Consider the following 15,807-nt stretch of genomic DNA (forward strand, 5'->3'; position numbering starts at 1 on the left):
CAGGTAACGTCACCGGGCCAGAGGGGCCGGCACGAGGGAGGGCCCTCGTCGCGAGACGAGGGCCCTCCCGGATGGTGCTGCGTCACACGCTACGCGTCGCGACGGCGCCTCTGCATCCAGAGCAGCGTGCCCGCGGCGAGGAGCAGGAGCGCCCCGCCGAGGGCGCCGACCGTCCCGGCGGCACCGGTGGAGGCCAGGCCTGCACCGCCGCCGACCACGGCCGCGCCCTTGTAGTAGGTGAAGCCGTCCTCGAGGACGCCGTCACCGCAGACGGCGGACCCGACCACCGTGACGTCCACGGCGCCGGGAGCGGCAGCCGCGGGGGCGACCGCCCGGATGCGGGTGTCGTCGACCACCACGAAGGCCGGCGACGGGGTGCTGCCGAACAGCACCGCGGTGGCTCCCGTGAAGCAGTGACCGACGATCGTGACCTCGGTCCCGCCACCGGTGGGTCCGGTGCTCGGGTCGGTGTCGTCGATCGTGGTGACGGGCGTGTACGTGAACGTCCCCGGGTCGCTGTCGCCGGTGGGCGCGGACACGACCACCGCCGCGTCGCCGGGGGTGCCGGGCGGGGTCACGACGGTCAGCTCCGTGTCGCTGACGATCGTGAGGCCGGTGCCGGGCACGCCGTCGAAGGTCACGCCGGTCGCTCCACCGAGGTTGCTCCCCGTGATGGTCACCACCGTGCCGCCGGTCTCCGGCCCGCTGGTCGGCGTGAGGGTGCCGATCACCGGGTCGTCGGTGTACTCGTAGCCGCCGGGCAGCGTGTCGGTCCCGCAGGCCGCGGATCCGACCACGGTCACGTCCACGACGCCGGTGCCCGCCGGGGCGACCGCGGTGATCTGCGTGTCGCTGTCGACCGTGAACGAGGTGGCCGGGGTGTCGCCGAACAGCACCGCGGTCGCGCCGGTGAAGCAGGTGCCCGTGATGGTGACGACCGTGCCGCCCTCCTCCGGGCCGCCGGGAGGCGTGACCGTGTCGATCTCGGTCCCGGCGACGTAGGTGAACTCCGCGGCCGGCGAGTCGCCGTTCGGGTGGAGCACCACCACGGGGACCGTGGCGGGGGCGTGCGGCGGGGTCACGACCGTGATCTGGGTGTCGCTGTCGACCGTGAACCCGGTGCCGGGCAGGCCGTCGAAGGTCACGCCGGTCGCGCCGACGAAGCCCTCTCCGGTGATCACGACGGTGGTCCCGCCGTCCTCCGGACCCTGGTCGGGGGTGATGGTCGTGATGGTCGGGATGTCGAGGAAGACGAAGTCGCCCGCATCGACGTCGCCGCCGGGGTGCTGCACCGTGACGGGGACCGTCGCGGGAGCATGAGGCGGTGTGACCGCCTGCACCTCGGTGTCGCTCACGACCGTGATCGACGCGGCGGGCACGTCTCCGAAGAGCACGCCCGTGGTGCCGGTGAGCCCGTCACCGGTGATCGTGACCACGGTGCCTCCCGTCTCCGGCCCGCTCGTGGGGTCGAGACCGGTGATCGTCGGCGGGGCGACGTAGTCGTACCCGTCGTCGTCCGTGGCCGTCCCGCAGTCGCCCGCGCCCACGACGGTCACGTCCACCGTGCCCGTGCCTGCCGGGACGACGGCGGTGATCTGCGTGTCGCTGTCGACCGTGAACGAGGTGGCGGGAGCGGCTCCGAACAGCACCGCGGTGGCGCCGGTGAAGCAGGTGCCGGTGATGACGACGGTGTTGCCGCCCGCCTCGGGCCCCGCATCCGGATCCACGCCCGTGATGTCGGCGACGTCGAAGAACTCGAAGTCGAGGCCGGCCGAGTCGCCCGCGGGGTTCGTCACGACGACGTCGACCACGCCGGGAGCGTGAGCCGGCGTGACCGCCGTGATCTGCGTGTCGCTGTCGACCGTGTAGTCGGCCGCAGGCACTCCGCCGAACGTCACCTCGGTGGCGCCCGTGAAGTCCGTGCCGGTGAGCACGACGGTGGTGCCGCCGGTCTCGGGTCCACGATCGGGCACGATGCCGGTGATGGTCGGCGCGCCCGGAGCGACGTAGGTGAAGCCGTCGGGGACGGTCTGTCCGCCGCACTCGGTCGGGTTGACGATCGTCACGTCGACGTCACCCGCGGTCCCCGGCGGGGTGGTCACGGTGAGCGTCGTGTCGCTGCCGACCACGAGGTCCGTGCCGGGGACGCCGCCGAAGAGCACCTGGGTGGTGCCGGTCAGGCAGACGCCGGTGATCGTCACGTCGGTCCCGCCCTCGGTCGACCCGCTGTCCGGGGCGATCGTGTCGACGTCGGTCACGGCGAAGTACGTGAACGTCAGCGAGCTGTCGGATCCGTCGGGGTTGGTGACGGTCACGGCCACCGGGCCGGGAGCCGCCTGCGGCGGGGCGACGGCGCTCACGCTGCCGTCCGCGTTGAGCGTGACGCCCGTGGCGGGGACCGTGCCGAACACGACGTCGGTGACGTCGCCCAGGTTGGTCCCGGTGATCGTGACGGGCGTGCCGCCGGTGACCGGTCCGCGCACAGGCGTGATGGCCAGGCCGGAGGGTGCCGCGAGCGGCAGCGCGCGGACCGTCGCCGAGGCGAGGTTCAGCGTGATCAGGCTCCCTGCGAGTCCGGGAGCGACCACGGCCTGCACCGCGCGCTGCGTGAACGAGCCCTCGTCCGTGCCGGCCGCATCCCGGAAGTCACCCGGGGACTCCTTGACGTTGACCGTGAGCTGCACCACGGTGTTCAGCACGTCGAGCAGGGGGTCCAGAGCGGTGACCGCGGCGGTCGCGATCGTCGTGATGGCATCCTCGAGACCCACCGGGTCGAGGGCGGCGTCGACGAGGACGCCGACCGCGGGGAGGATCGAGTCGACCACGTAGTCGGTGATCGGCTCGAGCACGTCGTCGAGGTCGAGCCCCAGGATCTCGGTCCCGTCGAGCGAGACCGTCGGGGCGACGGTGCCCGGGTTGCCGAGCAGGCCGCCGACCGTCCCGTCGACGCTGATCACCAGGTCGCCGATGTCGGCGCCGAGCACATCGACGTCGCCGGTCACGTCGATGTCGATCGCCGTGGAGTCGATCACGTCGTCGAGCGCTGTCTCGAGAGCGGTGGGCAGCTGCACGGTGAGGATGTCGCTCAGCGCCTCGGTGATCTGCGCGTTGATCGCACCGTCGGAGAGCAGCGTGGTGTCCTCCGGCAGCGCGTTCAGGGCGTAGAGCTCGTCGAGGTCGATCGTGATCGTCCCCGTGGAGAGCGTGACGCTCACGGGTCCGCTGACGAACTCGTCGTCGGAGACCGTGTCGAGGGCCGCGCCGAGGTCGAGGTCGAGCTCGCTGGAGACGTCCGCATCCACGGTGACGAGTCCGGGGAGCGCGCCGTCGAGGATCGCCGTGACGCCGCCGAGCAGCCCGCCCACCGTGGTGTCGATCGGACCGCCGTCGTCGGCGAGGGCGTTCACCGTGTCGCTGGTGTCCCCGAGCGTCCCGTCGAGGTCGGCCAGGAGGTCGGCGAGGGCGGGAGACGTCAGCGTGACGTCACCGCTGGCGATCTGGTAGTCGCCCTCGGGGGTCACCGTGGCGCCTCGCACCGCCTCGGCCTGGGCCGAGACCGCGCCGAGCTCGACGGTCAGCGTCGAGATCAGGTCGTCGGCGCCCACCGCGTCGAGCACCGGGGTGAGCGTCAGCGTGGTGTTCTCGCCGGGTGCTCCCGTGCCCGCCTGGATGGCGCCGTCGGCGCCCAGGAGGCCGGATGAGGCGAACGATCCCGCCGCGGACGTCTCGGCGTACTGCCCCACGGCACCGAGCGTGAGGATGCTGTTGTCGCCGAACAGGTCGACCCCGAGCCCCAGCTCGATGGTCTGGAGGGCGGTGACGTCGAGGGGCGACTCCTCCGCACCGCCCGGTGGGTACGCGTTGTAGGGACCGGCGAGCTCGGCGACCGAGTCGAGGTCGACCGCTGCACTCCCGCCCGAGAGGAAGAGGCCCTCGGCCTCGGCACGGTCGGTGGGTGCGGCGATCGCCGCCGATCCCCCGAAGAACGCCACCATGGCGGTGGTCACCCCGAACGCGACGGGAGCGACGACATGCCGCCACCGGCTGCCGAACACCCCCGCTGACTCTCGTTCGGATCCGGATGTTCGTCTGTTCACTGCGTACCCCTGTTCGCATCCGTGCGATGCCCGCCTCGACCTCGACGCGGGCATCGGCGCGTCACTGCACCGATGGCCCCGATGCTGCCGTGAGGGAGCTGTGCGTCGCCGAGAAGTAGGTAGCGCAGGGGAAGGATCCAGTAGTCCTCCCCGTAGTCGGGCCCGCGATCTCAGTACTGATCACGGGCCCGACGGGGTTGTCCTGGGGCGGCCCCGAGAGTAGGGCCGGAGAGCGCTCAGTCCCAGTCGAGGTAGTCCTCGATCGCCCAGGAGGTCTCGCCGACGTGGGTCGCTGGGAAGTCGTGCCCCGCACCCTCGACGGCGACCACGCTCACGAGCTCGGGCGCCGACTCCTGGAGCGTCCGACCGTTCTGCGCGGGCGTGACATCGTCGGCCGTGCCCTGGATCACCAGCACCGGCAGTCCGGCCGCCAGCGGCGGCTGGAGCGGCTCCACGCCCAGCAGCAGCACGCCGTCGACGCGGTCGTGGTGCTCGAGGGCGACGTGGCGCGCGATCGTCCCGCCGTGGCCGTGACCGCCGATCCACGCGTCGCCCACACCGAGCTGATCGAGCAGGTCGACCACGTCCTGCGCGCGCTCCGCCGGGCTCGACGCCGACTCCTCGTCCGCACGTCCGCCGATCCGCACCACCCGGAAGTCCTCCTGCGTCAGCGAGTGCGCCAGCGCACCGAGGTACGCGATGCTCTCACCGCGCTCGGCGATCAGCACGACGGCCGGCCCCGCCCCCTCCTCGGCGAACGGGATGGCGCGACCCTCGGGCTCGAACGTCTGCACGGCCTCGGTGGTCTGCGCTGCCCCGGCGTCCTGTGCCGCCCCGAGATCCTGTGCCGTCTCGGGGGTCTGCGCGGCCTCGGGGGTGTGGGAGTCGGCCATGTCGGTGGTCCTTTCGCAGGCGGTGTCGTCGTGGTCGAGGCGGAGCCTTCCGCTCTCCGGTCCACGAGCCTACCGAGACTGCCTGCCCACCCCCTCGGAGCGCACCGACCATCCGACGCCTCGCGGTCACGGTCCGGCCTTCGTGGCCATGTCGGAGGCGATCGCCCCTCCGACGACGAGGAGGAGGGTGGTCCAGGCTCCGGAGCAGAGGGTCAGACCGAGCCACACAGCGGTGCCCACCCGACCTCGGACGAGCATCCGGATCAGTGCGAGAAGCACCGTCGCGCCGGCCCCGACCGCCATGGCCTCGAGGAGTGTGGTCCTGCCGCGAGCCATGTCCGCCGCGGTGGCAGCGGAGCCGTCCCACCAGAGGTAGCCCTCGAGCACCCCGTGTGCGGCGAGGGTGAGCGAGGTGACGATGCCGGCCACGCACACGAGGATCATGAGCACGATCACGGCGGTGCTCCGGGACACCACCGCCTGCGAGGCATCTCTGTCGCTCACGGCGTCCAGGTCAGCGGGGCGTAGGCGATGAGCCGCTGGTCGCAGTGCTCCCCCGGGTCGGTCTGTCGGCCGTAGAGGGCGACGGTGGTGAACACGTCATATCCGTCCCCGGTGTCGGCCTCGGGAACCGGCACGTCGGCAACCGGCCCGACGGCGAACGTCTGCTCGGGCTCACGGGTGATCGCGTTCGTGCCCACGGCGAGGTCGGGGAGGTAGCAGGTGTCGCCTGGTTCGAGCCGGTCGGTGATGAGCGCCAGGCGGATCTGGTCGAGTGCATCCGTCGCGAAGTCGTGCATCTTCACGGTGAGCTCGCCCGAGTCGTCGACGACGACCTCGACCTTCCCCGTCGTGACAGAACGGACGTCGGCGAGGCCGCCGGTCGCGTGCGGGGGGCCTTCAGGCGGAGCCGCGAGGCTCGGGTCGGTCTCGTGGCCGGCGAGAGTCCATGAGCTGAGGATCGTCCAAGCCACGAGGACCGCGACCAGGACGGCCGCGCCGGACCGCACCGTCCGTGCAAGGGACGCAACCGCCACGACGGAGAGGAGCGGCAGGTACGCTGCGCCGAGAACGATCGCATCCGGGGCCACGACCGCGCACTCCGGAGCCCGATCACCCGTCGCGATCGCCGCGAATGGGAAGACCACGACGCCGGCGACGACGCCGAGCATCCAGGCGAATGGTCCGAGCCATCTCCAGCCCGCGGGTGCCCCGCGCAGAAGCACTCGCGCCCCCACCATCGCCGTCACCGCCGTTCCTCCGAGTGCGACGGCGAGTCCGAGGCGATCGGTGATCATCGGAGCCTCTGAGCATCGCGAGGCCGGGCCCACGGCGAGGAGGAGCGGGAACGTGGTGACGACGGCGAGTGCGGTGGAGAGGGTGGCGAACACGAACGCCAGCGACCAGGCGACCTTCCTCGAGACGGACGGCGACTCGGCATCCCCTTCCGGATCGAGCCGGACCCTCGTCGTGAGCCCGCCAGACGCCTGCTCCCCGTCTTCGCTCACGTCTCGAGCCTAGGCGGGTGCTTCCTCGGGCTCAGTCCCCCATCCGGCCGTCAATCGGGCCTCGTCGCCGAAGGCACCCGAGAACGACGAAGGCCCCCGGATCTCTCCGGGGGCCTTCGTCGTCGTGGTGGGCGATACTGGGATCGAACCAGTGACCTCTTCCGTGTCAGGGAAGCGCGCTACCGCTGCGCCAATCGCCCGGGTGGTGACATGAGTGGAGGTGGCGACGGGATTCGAACCCGTGTGGACGGCTTTGCAGGCCGCTGCCTCGCCTCTCGGCCACGCCACCGTGTTTGGGATCCCACACACGAGTACTCTGCACTCGAGCGGATGACGAGACTCGAACTCGCGACCCTCACCTTGGCAAGGTGATGCGCTACCAACTGCGCTACATCCGCATTTCGCTCGCATTTCTGCGTGCTCAGAGACTCTAACCGAAACTCGACGCGATGACAAAATCGGCGTGTCGCATCCGTGGACGACGGGGGTTCGAGCCGGATGTGGTCAACGAGTGCCCTCCGCATCCGCTAGTATCGATTCCTGCAAGACGGGCGATTGGCGCAGTTGGTAGCGCGCTTCCTTCACACGGAAGAGGTCATCAGTTCGAGTCTGGTATCGCCCACCATCTCCTCCCCCGCGATCACGCGGATCTCGTTGCCGGGCCGGCTCTCGCCCCTCTCTGATGAGGGGCGGATAAGGGGCAAACTCATCTGAACGATGCCCACTCGCGCTCCGCCTCCGGGTCGTCGAGAAACCTCGGGATGTGCACGCAGAACACGACCGGTCTCACCTCACAGCACTGTGGATGGTCGGACACGCCACCGACCAAGCGAAAGGCGGGCCGCGCCACTCCCGAGAGTGGGCGACCCGCCTATGCGTTAGCGACCCGCCTACTGACCGCCGAAGTAGACCTTCTCATCGCTCAGCACGTACGAGACCGACCAGGTGCCCTGCTCGGCACCCTCAGACGGGATCTCGAAGACGACGTTCCCGGACCCGGAAGCGCCGCTGAGCAACTCGTCCACGTCGGTGAGCTGACCGTCCATGGCGACGAACGTCGGGTCGTAGCTCTGGCCCGACGGAGACACGTAGGAGAACTGAAGCTCGAACGGACGACCGCTGCTGTCGCCTCGGTACGTCACCGTGGCGGGGATGATCGCGTACTGGTTGCCTGGTGCTGGGTCGGGGTTGAACTGGTTCCCGGCCTTCACCTGGTCGAGCGCGTTCAACACCGGCGCCCCCACGCTGACGTCCCAGACGGGGCCCTCGAACGTGCTGATGGTGACAGTGCTGCCGTACGGTGCAGGATCTTCCCGCGTCCCGATCGTGGACTGCTCGGAACCCCCAGACGACCCTGAGTCGGACCCGCCTGCGGTGCTCTCAGGAACCGTGATCGAGGGAGGGTCGACGGTGACGGCTTCATCGACGGCGTTCACGAAGCCGGCCGTGTAGACGACGGCGAGCACGATGGAGAGGATGAGCGCGATCACGCTGACGGCCGTTCCGATGATCGCGAGGAGCTTGGCTCGTCCCTTCAGCACGAGGCCGATGATCCCGAGGATGATGCCGATGAAGGCGAAGAAGCCGGAGGCGTAGTTGGCGAACGGGACGAACGCGAACAGCAGTGACAGGCCGCCGATGATGAACGAGGCGAGGCCGAGCCCGTTGAATCGGTTCTGAGGCGGCGGCGGGTACGCGCCCGGCTGCTGGTACTGAGGCGGCTGGTATCCCGGCTGCGGCTGGTAGGGCTGGCCGGTAGGCGGCTGTTCTGACATGGAGCTCCCCCTTGTGGTGCTGGTCATGGGGGAACCGACAGTCCCCCCGAACTGTGTGGATGCACTCTTGCACGTCGGAGATCAGACGTCTGATCACCGCCCGCTGCCGGGCACAGCCCTGCAATCGCTCCACCGTCCGGAGGACGAGAGCACCCCGGCCGGCCAGGCCCCACCCTCCGGCCGGGGTGCCCTCCCTCTCTACCCCGCGCGCGCGATCGCCGCGGTGGCTTCCGCGCGGCGGCGGACGGGCGTACGATCTGCGCTCCCACGGGGACGAGAAGCGGGCCGCGGTCGGCACGGGGGAATGCATGACCGCGGCCCTGGCACGGAGGCCTGGGGGGAGGCGCAGTCCGTGTTGCTCACCAGGGTACGGCCGCGCAGCGTCCCCCGACCGGGGTTGACGGATCCGGTCGGTCTCACGCAGACGACGCACGCCCGGCCGTCCTCGAGAGGGCGACCGGGCGTGCGTCAGGAGCGGGGAGGGATGCGCGTCAGCGCTCCTCCTGCTTCAGGGCGATGCCGATGGCGAAGAAGGTGGGGGCCCAGTGGCCCACGAAGATGCCCCAGCGGTCCGACTGCGCGCGGTCGTCCTTCTTGCCGCGCGAGGCGAGCCACGCCACGAAGGTGAGGCCGATGGAGGCGAAGCCGGCGATGTAGGCGTGCTTGCTCTGGAGACCGAGGTCGTGGACGAGCTTGATGGGGTCGAACCCGAGCTTCTCGAGGTCCTTCTTCTTCGACATGGGCGTGTTCCTTTCGTCGTCGCTGCCACTCTGCTCCCGATCCGCTCGGCGTGCCAGTGGTCAGAGCTTCCGATGCGCTGGGGATGCACCCCGATACGATCGGGGGGATGGGAGCCCTGCGAGAGTTCTTCGGCGGAGTCGGCGTGCTCGGGCGGGGTCTCGCGCTCTGGGCCAGCGCACCGCGCCTCATGCTGCTGGGAGCGATCCCTGCCCTGATCGTGGGCGTGGTCTACCTCGCCGGGATCATCGCCCTCCTCGTCGCCCTGCCGCCGCTGTCGGATGCGCTCACCCCGTTCGCCGACGACTGGGATCCGGTCTGGCGTACGGCGGTGCGGATCGCGGCCGGAGCAGCCCTCGTCGGTCTGGCCGTGCTCATCGTGGTCTTCACCTACACCGCGATCACCCTGCTCGTCGGCGACCCGTTCTACGAGCGCATCCGCTTCCACGTGGAGGAGCGCGAGGGCGGCGCGCCGCCGGACGAGGCCGCGGGCGGCTTCTGGGGGCAGCTCGGGCGCGGCCTGGTGACGACGCTCCGGATGCTGGTCCTCACGGCTGCGGTCGGCCTGCTCCTCTTCGCGGGCGGCTTCATCCCCGTGGTCGGACAGACCGTCGTGCCCGTGGTCGCGGCGCTCTTCGGAGGCTGGGTGCTGGCGATCGAGCTGACCGGGTACGCCTTCGACGCCCGGGCCCTCCGACTGCGCGACCGTCGACGGATGCTCGGCGTCCGCCGCGCGCGCACGCTCGGCTTCGGCGTGACCGTCTACCTGCTGTTCCTGCTCCCCCTGGGAGCGGTGTTCGTCATGCCCGCCGCCGCCGCGGGAGCCACGCTCCTGGCGCGAGAGGCGCTGCAGCCCCGGGCCGGCCGTCCGGCGGATGCGCCTACCGCTGCTCCGCCCGCTCCGCCGCATCGAGCATCCTGAGCAGCGCGCGATTGCGCTCCCCGATGAGACGCCGCAGGTGAGGGACCAGCACGACCCGCTCGGCGACCCGTCCGAGCACCGGCGACTCCAGTCGCACGAGGTCCGTCATCAGGGTGACGCCCCCACGGCGCTCGAAGAGGTGCACGTGGCGGAACGAGCGGAACGGACCCGCCACCTGCTCATCCACGAAGCGGTGCGGACGGTCGAGAGCGGTGATCCGCGACGTCATCCTCCAGGTCAGGCCCAGGTGCCTGGCACGCCAGGTGACGGACTCCCCCAGCCCGATCCGCCCCGCGGTGACTCCGCCGATCGCCGTCTCGTCCGTGGCGGCCATCGAGGAGACGTGGGCGCCGATGTCGAGCGACAGGTCGAACAGGGCCTCGGCGGAGTGGCGCGTCCGGGTGCGGACGACGAACGAGCTGGCCATGCTCCGATCCTCCCCGGAACGCCGAAGGGGCGCCATCCTCGCGGATGACGCCCCTCGACTGCCCGTTCCCGTGGGCGAGCCGTGTGAGTCCTAGCGGACGGTCTCGACCTCGTAGGCCTCGATCGCGTAGCCCTCTTCACCATGGACGACGGTGTCGACGCCGGCGACCTCGTCCTCGTTGGTGATGCGGAAGCCCATCGTCTTCTGGATGATCCAGCCGATGATGAAGGCCATCACGAACGAGTAGATGGCGACCACGGCCGCAGCGGCGAACTGCTTCCAGAGCTGCTCAGGCGAGTTGCCGCCGGTGAACCAGCCGATGCCTGCGCCGAAGAGGCCGATGTAGAGCGTTCCGATGAAGCCGCCGACGAGGTGGATGCCCACGACGTCGAGCGAGTCGTCGAAGCCCAGCTTGAACTTGAGCTCGATGGCGAGGCAGCAGACCGCACCGGCGATGATGCCGAGGAGGATCGCCCAGCCGGGGGCGAGGATGTTACAGGCGGGGGTGATCGCGACCAGACCCGCGACGGCGCCGGACGCGGCACCGATCGAGGTGGGCTTCCCGTCCTTGATCTTCTCCACGATCAGCCAGCCGAGGATGGCGGCGGCGGGGGCGGCGAGGGTGTTGATCCACGCGATGGCGGCGACACCGTCGACGGCGGCCTCGGATCCGGCGTTGAAGCCGAACCAGCCGAACCACAGCAGGGCGGCACCGAGGAGCGTCAGCGGCACGTTGTGCGGCTTCTGGATGCCCTTCTGGAACCCGACGCGACGGCCGAGCACGAGGGCCAGCGCCAGCGCGGCCGCACCGGCGTTGATGTGCACCGCGGTACCACCGGCGAAGTCGTTGACGCCCCAGACGGGAGCCCAACCCTCAGCGAGGTTGAAGACCATGAAGGCGACCGGGAAGTAGACGACGGTGACCCAGATGCCGGCGAAGACCATCCACGCGCCGAACTTGGCACGATCGGCGATCGCACCCGAGATCAGAGCGACCGTGATGATGGCGAAGGTCGCCTGGAACCCGGCGAAGGCGAGGCCCGCGAGGTCGGGGTTCATGGCGCCCGTGTCGTCGATCCCGAGCAGCGACCCGAGGCCGATCGAACCCTCGAAGGGGTTGCCGACCAGGCCCGGGATGAGCGGGGTGCCGAAGGCGAGGCCATAGCCGTAGACCACCCAGAGGACGCCCACGAGACCCATTGCGCCGAAGCTCATCATCATCATCGAGACGACGCTCTTGGCCTTGACCATGCCGCCGTAGAAGAAAGCGACTCCAGGGGTCATGAGCAGCACCAGGGCCGCCGCAACGAGCAACCACAGCGAGTTCAGGTTGCCGGTTACTTCTTCCATATCGAAGGTTTACCTCTCTAGTTCGTGCCTACGGGTGGTTCATGCTGTGCACGCGGAGAGGTCCGACACGTGACCCCCTGCGCTGTAACGAGCAGGTCGAGTCTGTCGGTGGGGTGTTTCGCGAGGGCGCTCGGCGTGTGTACGCGGTGTTACGGCGCGAGCGCGAATGTAAACATCGTGTTTCAGACACCGGGGAATGCCCCCGGAACGTGGGGCACGTTCGGGGCGTCCCGAGGGGCGTCTCAGACGGTCGCGGAGGCGATGAGCCGGGAGACGGCGCGCAGGTACTTCTTGCGGTATCCGCCGTTCATCATGTCGCCCGCGAACACCTGATCGAGCGGGGTGCCCGAGGCGAGGATGCGGATCTGGGCGTCGTAGACGCGGTCGACGAACGCGACGAAGCGGAGCGCATCCGTCTGGTCGGTCAGCGGCGCGACGTCGGTGAGGGCGATGACGTCGACGCCCTCGATGAGACGGATGTAGCGCGACGGGTGGATCGTGCCGAGGTGGCGGACGAGGTCGGTGAACGAATCGACCGCCACCGTCTCCCCCGCGGCGGCGTGCGTCTCGGCCGCCTCGAGCACGGCGGCCGCGTCGGGCAGCGAGACGGCGTGACCCTCGATGTCGCGCCGCCGGTAGTCGACCCCGTCGATCCTCACGATGTCGAAGCGGTCGGCGATGGCCTGGATCTCCCGGAGGAAGTCGGCGGCGGCGAACCGGCCCTCGCCGAGCGCGTTCGGGGGCGTGTTCGAGGTGGCCGCCAGCCGTGTGCCCGTCGAGGCCAGCTCGCCGAGCAGGCGCGTCATGAGCATGGTGTCGCCCGGGTCGTCGAGCTCGAACTCGTCGATCGCGATGAAGGACGCCCCTGTGAGCAGCTGCACGGCCTGCGCGTACCCGAGGGCTCCCACGAGCGCCGTGTACTCGATGAAGGTGCCGAAGTACTTGCGCCCCGGCGCCGCGTGCGAGAGCGCAGCGAGGAGGTGCGTCTTGCCCACGCCGAAGCCGCCGTCGAGGTAGACGCCCGGCTTCGTCGCCGGCGCCTTCGGCTTGCGGCGGCCGAAGAGGCCGCCTCCCGAGGACTTCTGGACGCCCCAGGACGCGGCGAAGGCGCGCATCTTGTCGAGCGCCTCCTGCTGCGACGGATGGTCGGGGTCGGGCCGGTAGGTGTCGAACGAGGCCTGGTCGAACTGAGGCGGCGGCACGAGGGTCTGGGCGAGCTCGGTCGCCGAGATCGTCGGGGTGCGGTCGACGAGCCGCAGCCCTACCGCCTGTCGCTCGCCAGTCATGTCCGCGGGTCCGCCTCGTGATCCAGATGTGGAGTGTGTCGAAGTCTTACCGGCTCGGCATCGGTGCACCCATCACGAAATAGGCTGGAGGCGGAGCCAGAACCACCCTAGACCGCTGCGCGTGCGGCTCCGACCACGCCGGCCACAGGAGGTCATCGTCATGTCCGTCGCCGCAGATCCGTCGCCCGACTTCGCCGGCTACGCGCATCCGGAACGCCTCGTCAGCACCGAGTGGCTGCAGGCGCACCTCGACGACCCCGAGGTCGTCGTGGTCGAGTCGGATGAGGACGTGCTGCTCTACGAGACCGGCCACATCCCCGGCGCGGTGAAGATCGACTGGCACACCGATCTCAACGACCCCGTGCTGCGCGACTACGTCGACGGCGCGGGCTTCGCCGCGCTGGTCGGCGGCAAGGGCATCTCGCGCGACAGCACCGTCGTGATCTACGGCGACAAGAACAACTGGTGGGCCGCCTACGCGCTCTGGGTGTTCACGCTGTTCGGCCACGAGGACGTCCGGCTCCTCGACGGCGGGCGCGACCTGTGGATCGCGCAGGGCCGCCCCGTCACGACCGACCGCACCGAGCGCGCCGCGGTCGAGTACCCCGTCGTGGAGCGCGACGACTCGCGCATCCGCGCCTTCAAGGACGACGTCCTCGCGCACCTCGGCTCGCCGCTCATCGACGTCCGGTCCCCCGAGGAGTACACCGGCGAACGGACCACCGCCCCCGCCTACCCGGAGGAGGGCGCGCTGCGCGCGGGCCACATCCCCTCCGCCGCCAACGTGCCGTGGGGCAAGGCCGCGGCCGAGGACGGGACGTTCAAGCGCATCGACGACCTGAACGCGCTGTACCGCGAGGGCGCCGGCCTCTCCGGCGACGAGCCCGTCATCGCCTACTGCCGGATCGGCGAGCGGTCGAGCCACACCTGGTTCGTCCTCACTCACCTCCTCGGGCTGCCGGAGGTCCGCAACTATGACGGATCCTGGACCGAGTGGGGCAGCGCCGTCCGCGTCCCGATCGTCACGGGCGCCGAGCCGGGCCAGGTGCCCGCGAAGTAGTGCGATGCTGGAGGGGATGACCGACACAGCGCTCCCCGCCTCGCTCGCCGAGATCCGCGACGACTTCCTCGCCCTGGACGAGCGGTCGCGCCTGGAGATGCTCCTGGAGTTCGCGAACGAGCTGCCGGAGCTCCCGGAGCGCTACCGCGACTCCCCCGACCTGCTGGAGCGCGTGGTCGAGTGCCAGTCGCCGGTCTTCATCTTCGTGGAGGTGGAGGACGGCGTCGTGCACCTGCACGCGACCGCGCCGAAGGAGGCGCCGACCACACGCGGCTTCGCGTCGATCCTGGTGCAGGGCATCGACGGGCTCGGCGTCGACGAGGTCCTCGCCATCCCCGACGACTTCCCGAACACCATCGGCCTCACACGCGCGGTCTCGCCGCTGCGCATCCGCGGCATGACCGCGCTGCTCGGCCGCACGAAGCGTCAGCTGCGCGAGCGCCTGGCTGCCGGCGCGGGTTAGAGGCCCTTTGCGGTCAGCCAGGTGCTGATCGCGGTGTTCCAGCGGTCGCGGTCGTAGTTCCAGAGCTTCGTGTGCCCGGCGATCTGGAACGGCACGTAGGTCACGGCGTCGGGCCGGGCCTCGGCGAGACGCCGCGAACCCGAGACGGGCACGTAGTCGTCGTCGTCGCTGTGCATCACCAGGAGCGGCAGCGTCACCTCGGCGGCGCGGCGCACGAAGTCGAGCCGCTCGAGGTCGAGCGGCTCGCTCTGCCCCGTGGCCACTCCGCCCCAGCCGTGCGACAGCGTCGCGAAGGCCGCGTCGCCGACGAGCTCCGGGACATGGCGGGCCTTCCCGTGGAAGCGGAGGATGTCCTGCCAGTCGATGGCGGGCGAGTCGAGCACGATCCCCCGGATGCGGTCGCGGTGCTCGGCGCGCCCCATCGCCTGCAGCGAGATCGCGCCGCCCATCGACCACCCCATGAGCACGATGTCCTCCGCCCCGTGCTCGACCGCGTACGCGATCGCGGCGTCGAGGTCCTGCCACTCGGTGTCGCCGAGGGCGTACCGGCCGTCGGCCGACGGAGGCGCCTCACCGTCGTTGCGGTAGGAGATGTGCAGCGAGCTGTAGCCGTGCTCGCGGAACACCGGGATCGCACGGATCGTCTCCCCGCGGCGGACCCCGCGTCCGTGGGTCTGGATCACCCACTTCCGTCCGACGCCCTCCGGAGCGGGCACGAACCAGGCCGGGGCCGGACCCACCGGCGTGATCACCTCGACCTCGTCGACCGGGACGCCGAGCTCGCGGGGGTGCGTGTAGTACCAGCCGCTGATCCGACCCTTCCTCGCCGTCTCGAGGTCGCCGTAGTCGACCCCGAGCACCGGGCGGACGACCGCGCCGTCCGCGACGCTCCGCACCTCGCCGACCCGCGCGTGGCCCGCATCGGCGGAGAACCGGAGGCTGTAGACGCCGGGGAGGATGGAGTCGTTCGTGACGGAGAGCGTCACGGTGCCCTGCGCCTGGTCGTAGTGGAGGATCTCCACGTCGTCCTCGGGCACCGAGGGGATGACGACGGCCCGGGAGACCAGGGCGGTCACGACGGCGCCCGCCGCGGCGATCAGCGTGGCGGCCGTCCCGCCGACCAGGGCGGCGATCGCCCATCCCGGCACCTGGGTGCTCTCGCGGCGCCTCGCCATGCTCGTCTCCGACCTCTCCTGCGACGCGGATCCGGTGATCACCAGGCCCAGCCGCTCGCCCGAGGATCGGCGTGGCTGCGCGATCCCGCCCCGCGAGAACTCTAGTCTGCGTA

At 70.5% G+C, this 15,807-nt stretch carries 13 protein-coding genes and 4 tRNA genes; 4 read left to right on the plus strand and 13 right to left on the minus strand.

Annotated elements, in window-relative coordinates; translation table 11 throughout:
* Nucleotides 1–89 precede the first annotated feature (89 nt).
* The 7 genes from IEX69_RS02585 to IEX69_RS02615 form a co-directional block, all read right to left on the minus strand.
* Nucleotides 90–4,055, minus strand: coding sequence for an IPT/TIG domain-containing protein (locus tag IEX69_RS02585; RefSeq protein ID WP_174604437.1), 3,966 nt, complete (start codon nucleotides 4,053–4,055; stop codon nucleotides 90–92).
* 278 nt (nucleotides 4,056–4,333) lie between these two features.
* Nucleotides 4,334–4,990, minus strand: a complete 657-nt coding sequence (locus IEX69_RS02590; RefSeq protein ID WP_085019577.1) for an alpha/beta hydrolase — start codon at nucleotides 4,988–4,990, stop codon at nucleotides 4,334–4,336.
* 126 nt (nucleotides 4,991–5,116) lie between these two features.
* The gene (locus tag IEX69_RS02595) at nucleotides 5,117–5,494 is read right to left on the minus strand and encodes a hypothetical protein (protein ID WP_085019578.1); all 378 of its coding nucleotides are present in this window, start codon (nucleotides 5,492–5,494) and stop codon (nucleotides 5,117–5,119) included.
* Complete coding sequence (locus IEX69_RS02600; RefSeq protein ID WP_085019579.1) at nucleotides 5,491–6,498, minus strand: hypothetical protein; 1,008 nt, start codon at nucleotides 6,496–6,498, stop codon at nucleotides 5,491–5,493. Before IEX69_RS02600 ends, IEX69_RS02595 begins: the two co-directional genes overlap by 4 nt.
* A gap of 125 nt (nucleotides 6,499–6,623) precedes the next feature.
* Nucleotides 6,624–6,698 (minus strand) — tRNA-Val (locus IEX69_RS02605).
* A 15-nt stretch (nucleotides 6,699–6,713) separates the two neighbouring features.
* Nucleotides 6,714–6,787, minus strand: a tRNA-Cys gene (locus tag IEX69_RS02610).
* A gap of 36 nt (nucleotides 6,788–6,823) precedes the next feature.
* Nucleotides 6,824–6,896: transfer RNA gene (locus tag IEX69_RS02615), tRNA-Gly, on the minus strand.
* A gap of 151 nt (nucleotides 6,897–7,047) precedes the next feature.
* Between IEX69_RS02615 and IEX69_RS02620 the strand changes: the two genes are divergently transcribed.
* Nucleotides 7,048–7,123, plus strand: a tRNA-Val gene (locus IEX69_RS02620).
* Nucleotides 7,124–7,388: 265 nt separating this feature from the next.
* Here the strand turns inward: IEX69_RS02620 and IEX69_RS02625 are convergent.
* Together IEX69_RS02625 and IEX69_RS02630 are read right to left on the minus strand one after the other, a co-directional pair.
* Entirely contained in the window at nucleotides 7,389–8,273 is an 885-nt protein-coding gene (locus IEX69_RS02625) for a DUF4352 domain-containing protein (protein WP_174604438.1), read from the minus strand.
* 491 nt (nucleotides 8,274–8,764) lie between these two features.
* Nucleotides 8,765–9,013, minus strand: coding sequence for a hypothetical protein (locus IEX69_RS02630; protein ID WP_085019581.1), 249 nt, complete (start codon nucleotides 9,011–9,013; stop codon nucleotides 8,765–8,767).
* A gap of 107 nt (nucleotides 9,014–9,120) precedes the next feature.
* Here IEX69_RS02630 and IEX69_RS02635 point away from each other — a divergent pair, with 107 nt between their 5' ends.
* Nucleotides 9,121–9,933, plus strand: coding sequence for an EI24 domain-containing protein (locus IEX69_RS02635; protein WP_157127161.1), 813 nt, complete (start codon nucleotides 9,121–9,123; stop codon nucleotides 9,931–9,933).
* Here IEX69_RS02635 and IEX69_RS02640 read toward each other — a convergent pair.
* The 3 genes from IEX69_RS02640 to zapE all read right to left on the minus strand — a co-directional run bounded on the left by IEX69_RS02640 (nucleotide 9,893) and on the right by zapE (nucleotide 12,996).
* On the minus strand, nucleotides 9,893–10,360 hold the full coding sequence (locus IEX69_RS02640) for an SRPBCC family protein (RefSeq protein WP_085019583.1): 468 nt from the start codon (nucleotides 10,358–10,360) through the stop codon (nucleotides 9,893–9,895). The two genes, IEX69_RS02635 and IEX69_RS02640, sit on opposite strands and share 41 nt — an antisense overlap.
* Before the next feature lie 90 nt (nucleotides 10,361–10,450).
* On the minus strand, nucleotides 10,451–11,710 hold the full coding sequence (locus IEX69_RS02645; RefSeq protein WP_085019584.1) for an ammonium transporter: 1,260 nt from the start codon (nucleotides 11,708–11,710) through the stop codon (nucleotides 10,451–10,453).
* 242 nt (nucleotides 11,711–11,952) lie between these two features.
* Complete coding sequence (gene zapE, locus IEX69_RS02650; protein WP_085019585.1) at nucleotides 11,953–12,996, minus strand: cell division protein ZapE; 1,044 nt, start codon at nucleotides 12,994–12,996, stop codon at nucleotides 11,953–11,955.
* Between the two features lie 160 nt (nucleotides 12,997–13,156).
* Between zapE and IEX69_RS02655 the strand changes: the two genes are divergently transcribed.
* Nucleotides 13,157–14,056, plus strand: a complete 900-nt coding sequence (locus IEX69_RS02655; protein WP_085019586.1) for a sulfurtransferase — start codon at nucleotides 13,157–13,159, stop codon at nucleotides 14,054–14,056.
* Between the two features lie 16 nt (nucleotides 14,057–14,072).
* Nucleotides 14,073–14,519, plus strand: coding sequence for a SufE family protein (locus IEX69_RS02660; protein WP_085019587.1), 447 nt, complete (start codon nucleotides 14,073–14,075; stop codon nucleotides 14,517–14,519).
* Here IEX69_RS02660 and IEX69_RS02665 read toward each other — a convergent pair.
* Nucleotides 14,516–15,694, minus strand: a complete 1,179-nt coding sequence (locus tag IEX69_RS02665) for an alpha/beta hydrolase family protein (RefSeq protein WP_157127162.1) — start codon at nucleotides 15,692–15,694, stop codon at nucleotides 14,516–14,518. The genes IEX69_RS02660 and IEX69_RS02665 overlap by 4 nt on opposite strands.
* Nucleotides 15,695–15,807: the final 113 nt, after the last annotated feature.

It is taken from the genome of Cnuibacter physcomitrellae (assembly GCF_014640535.1).
GTDB classification, from domain to species: Bacteria; Actinomycetota; Actinomycetes; order Actinomycetales; family Microbacteriaceae; genus Cnuibacter; species Cnuibacter physcomitrellae.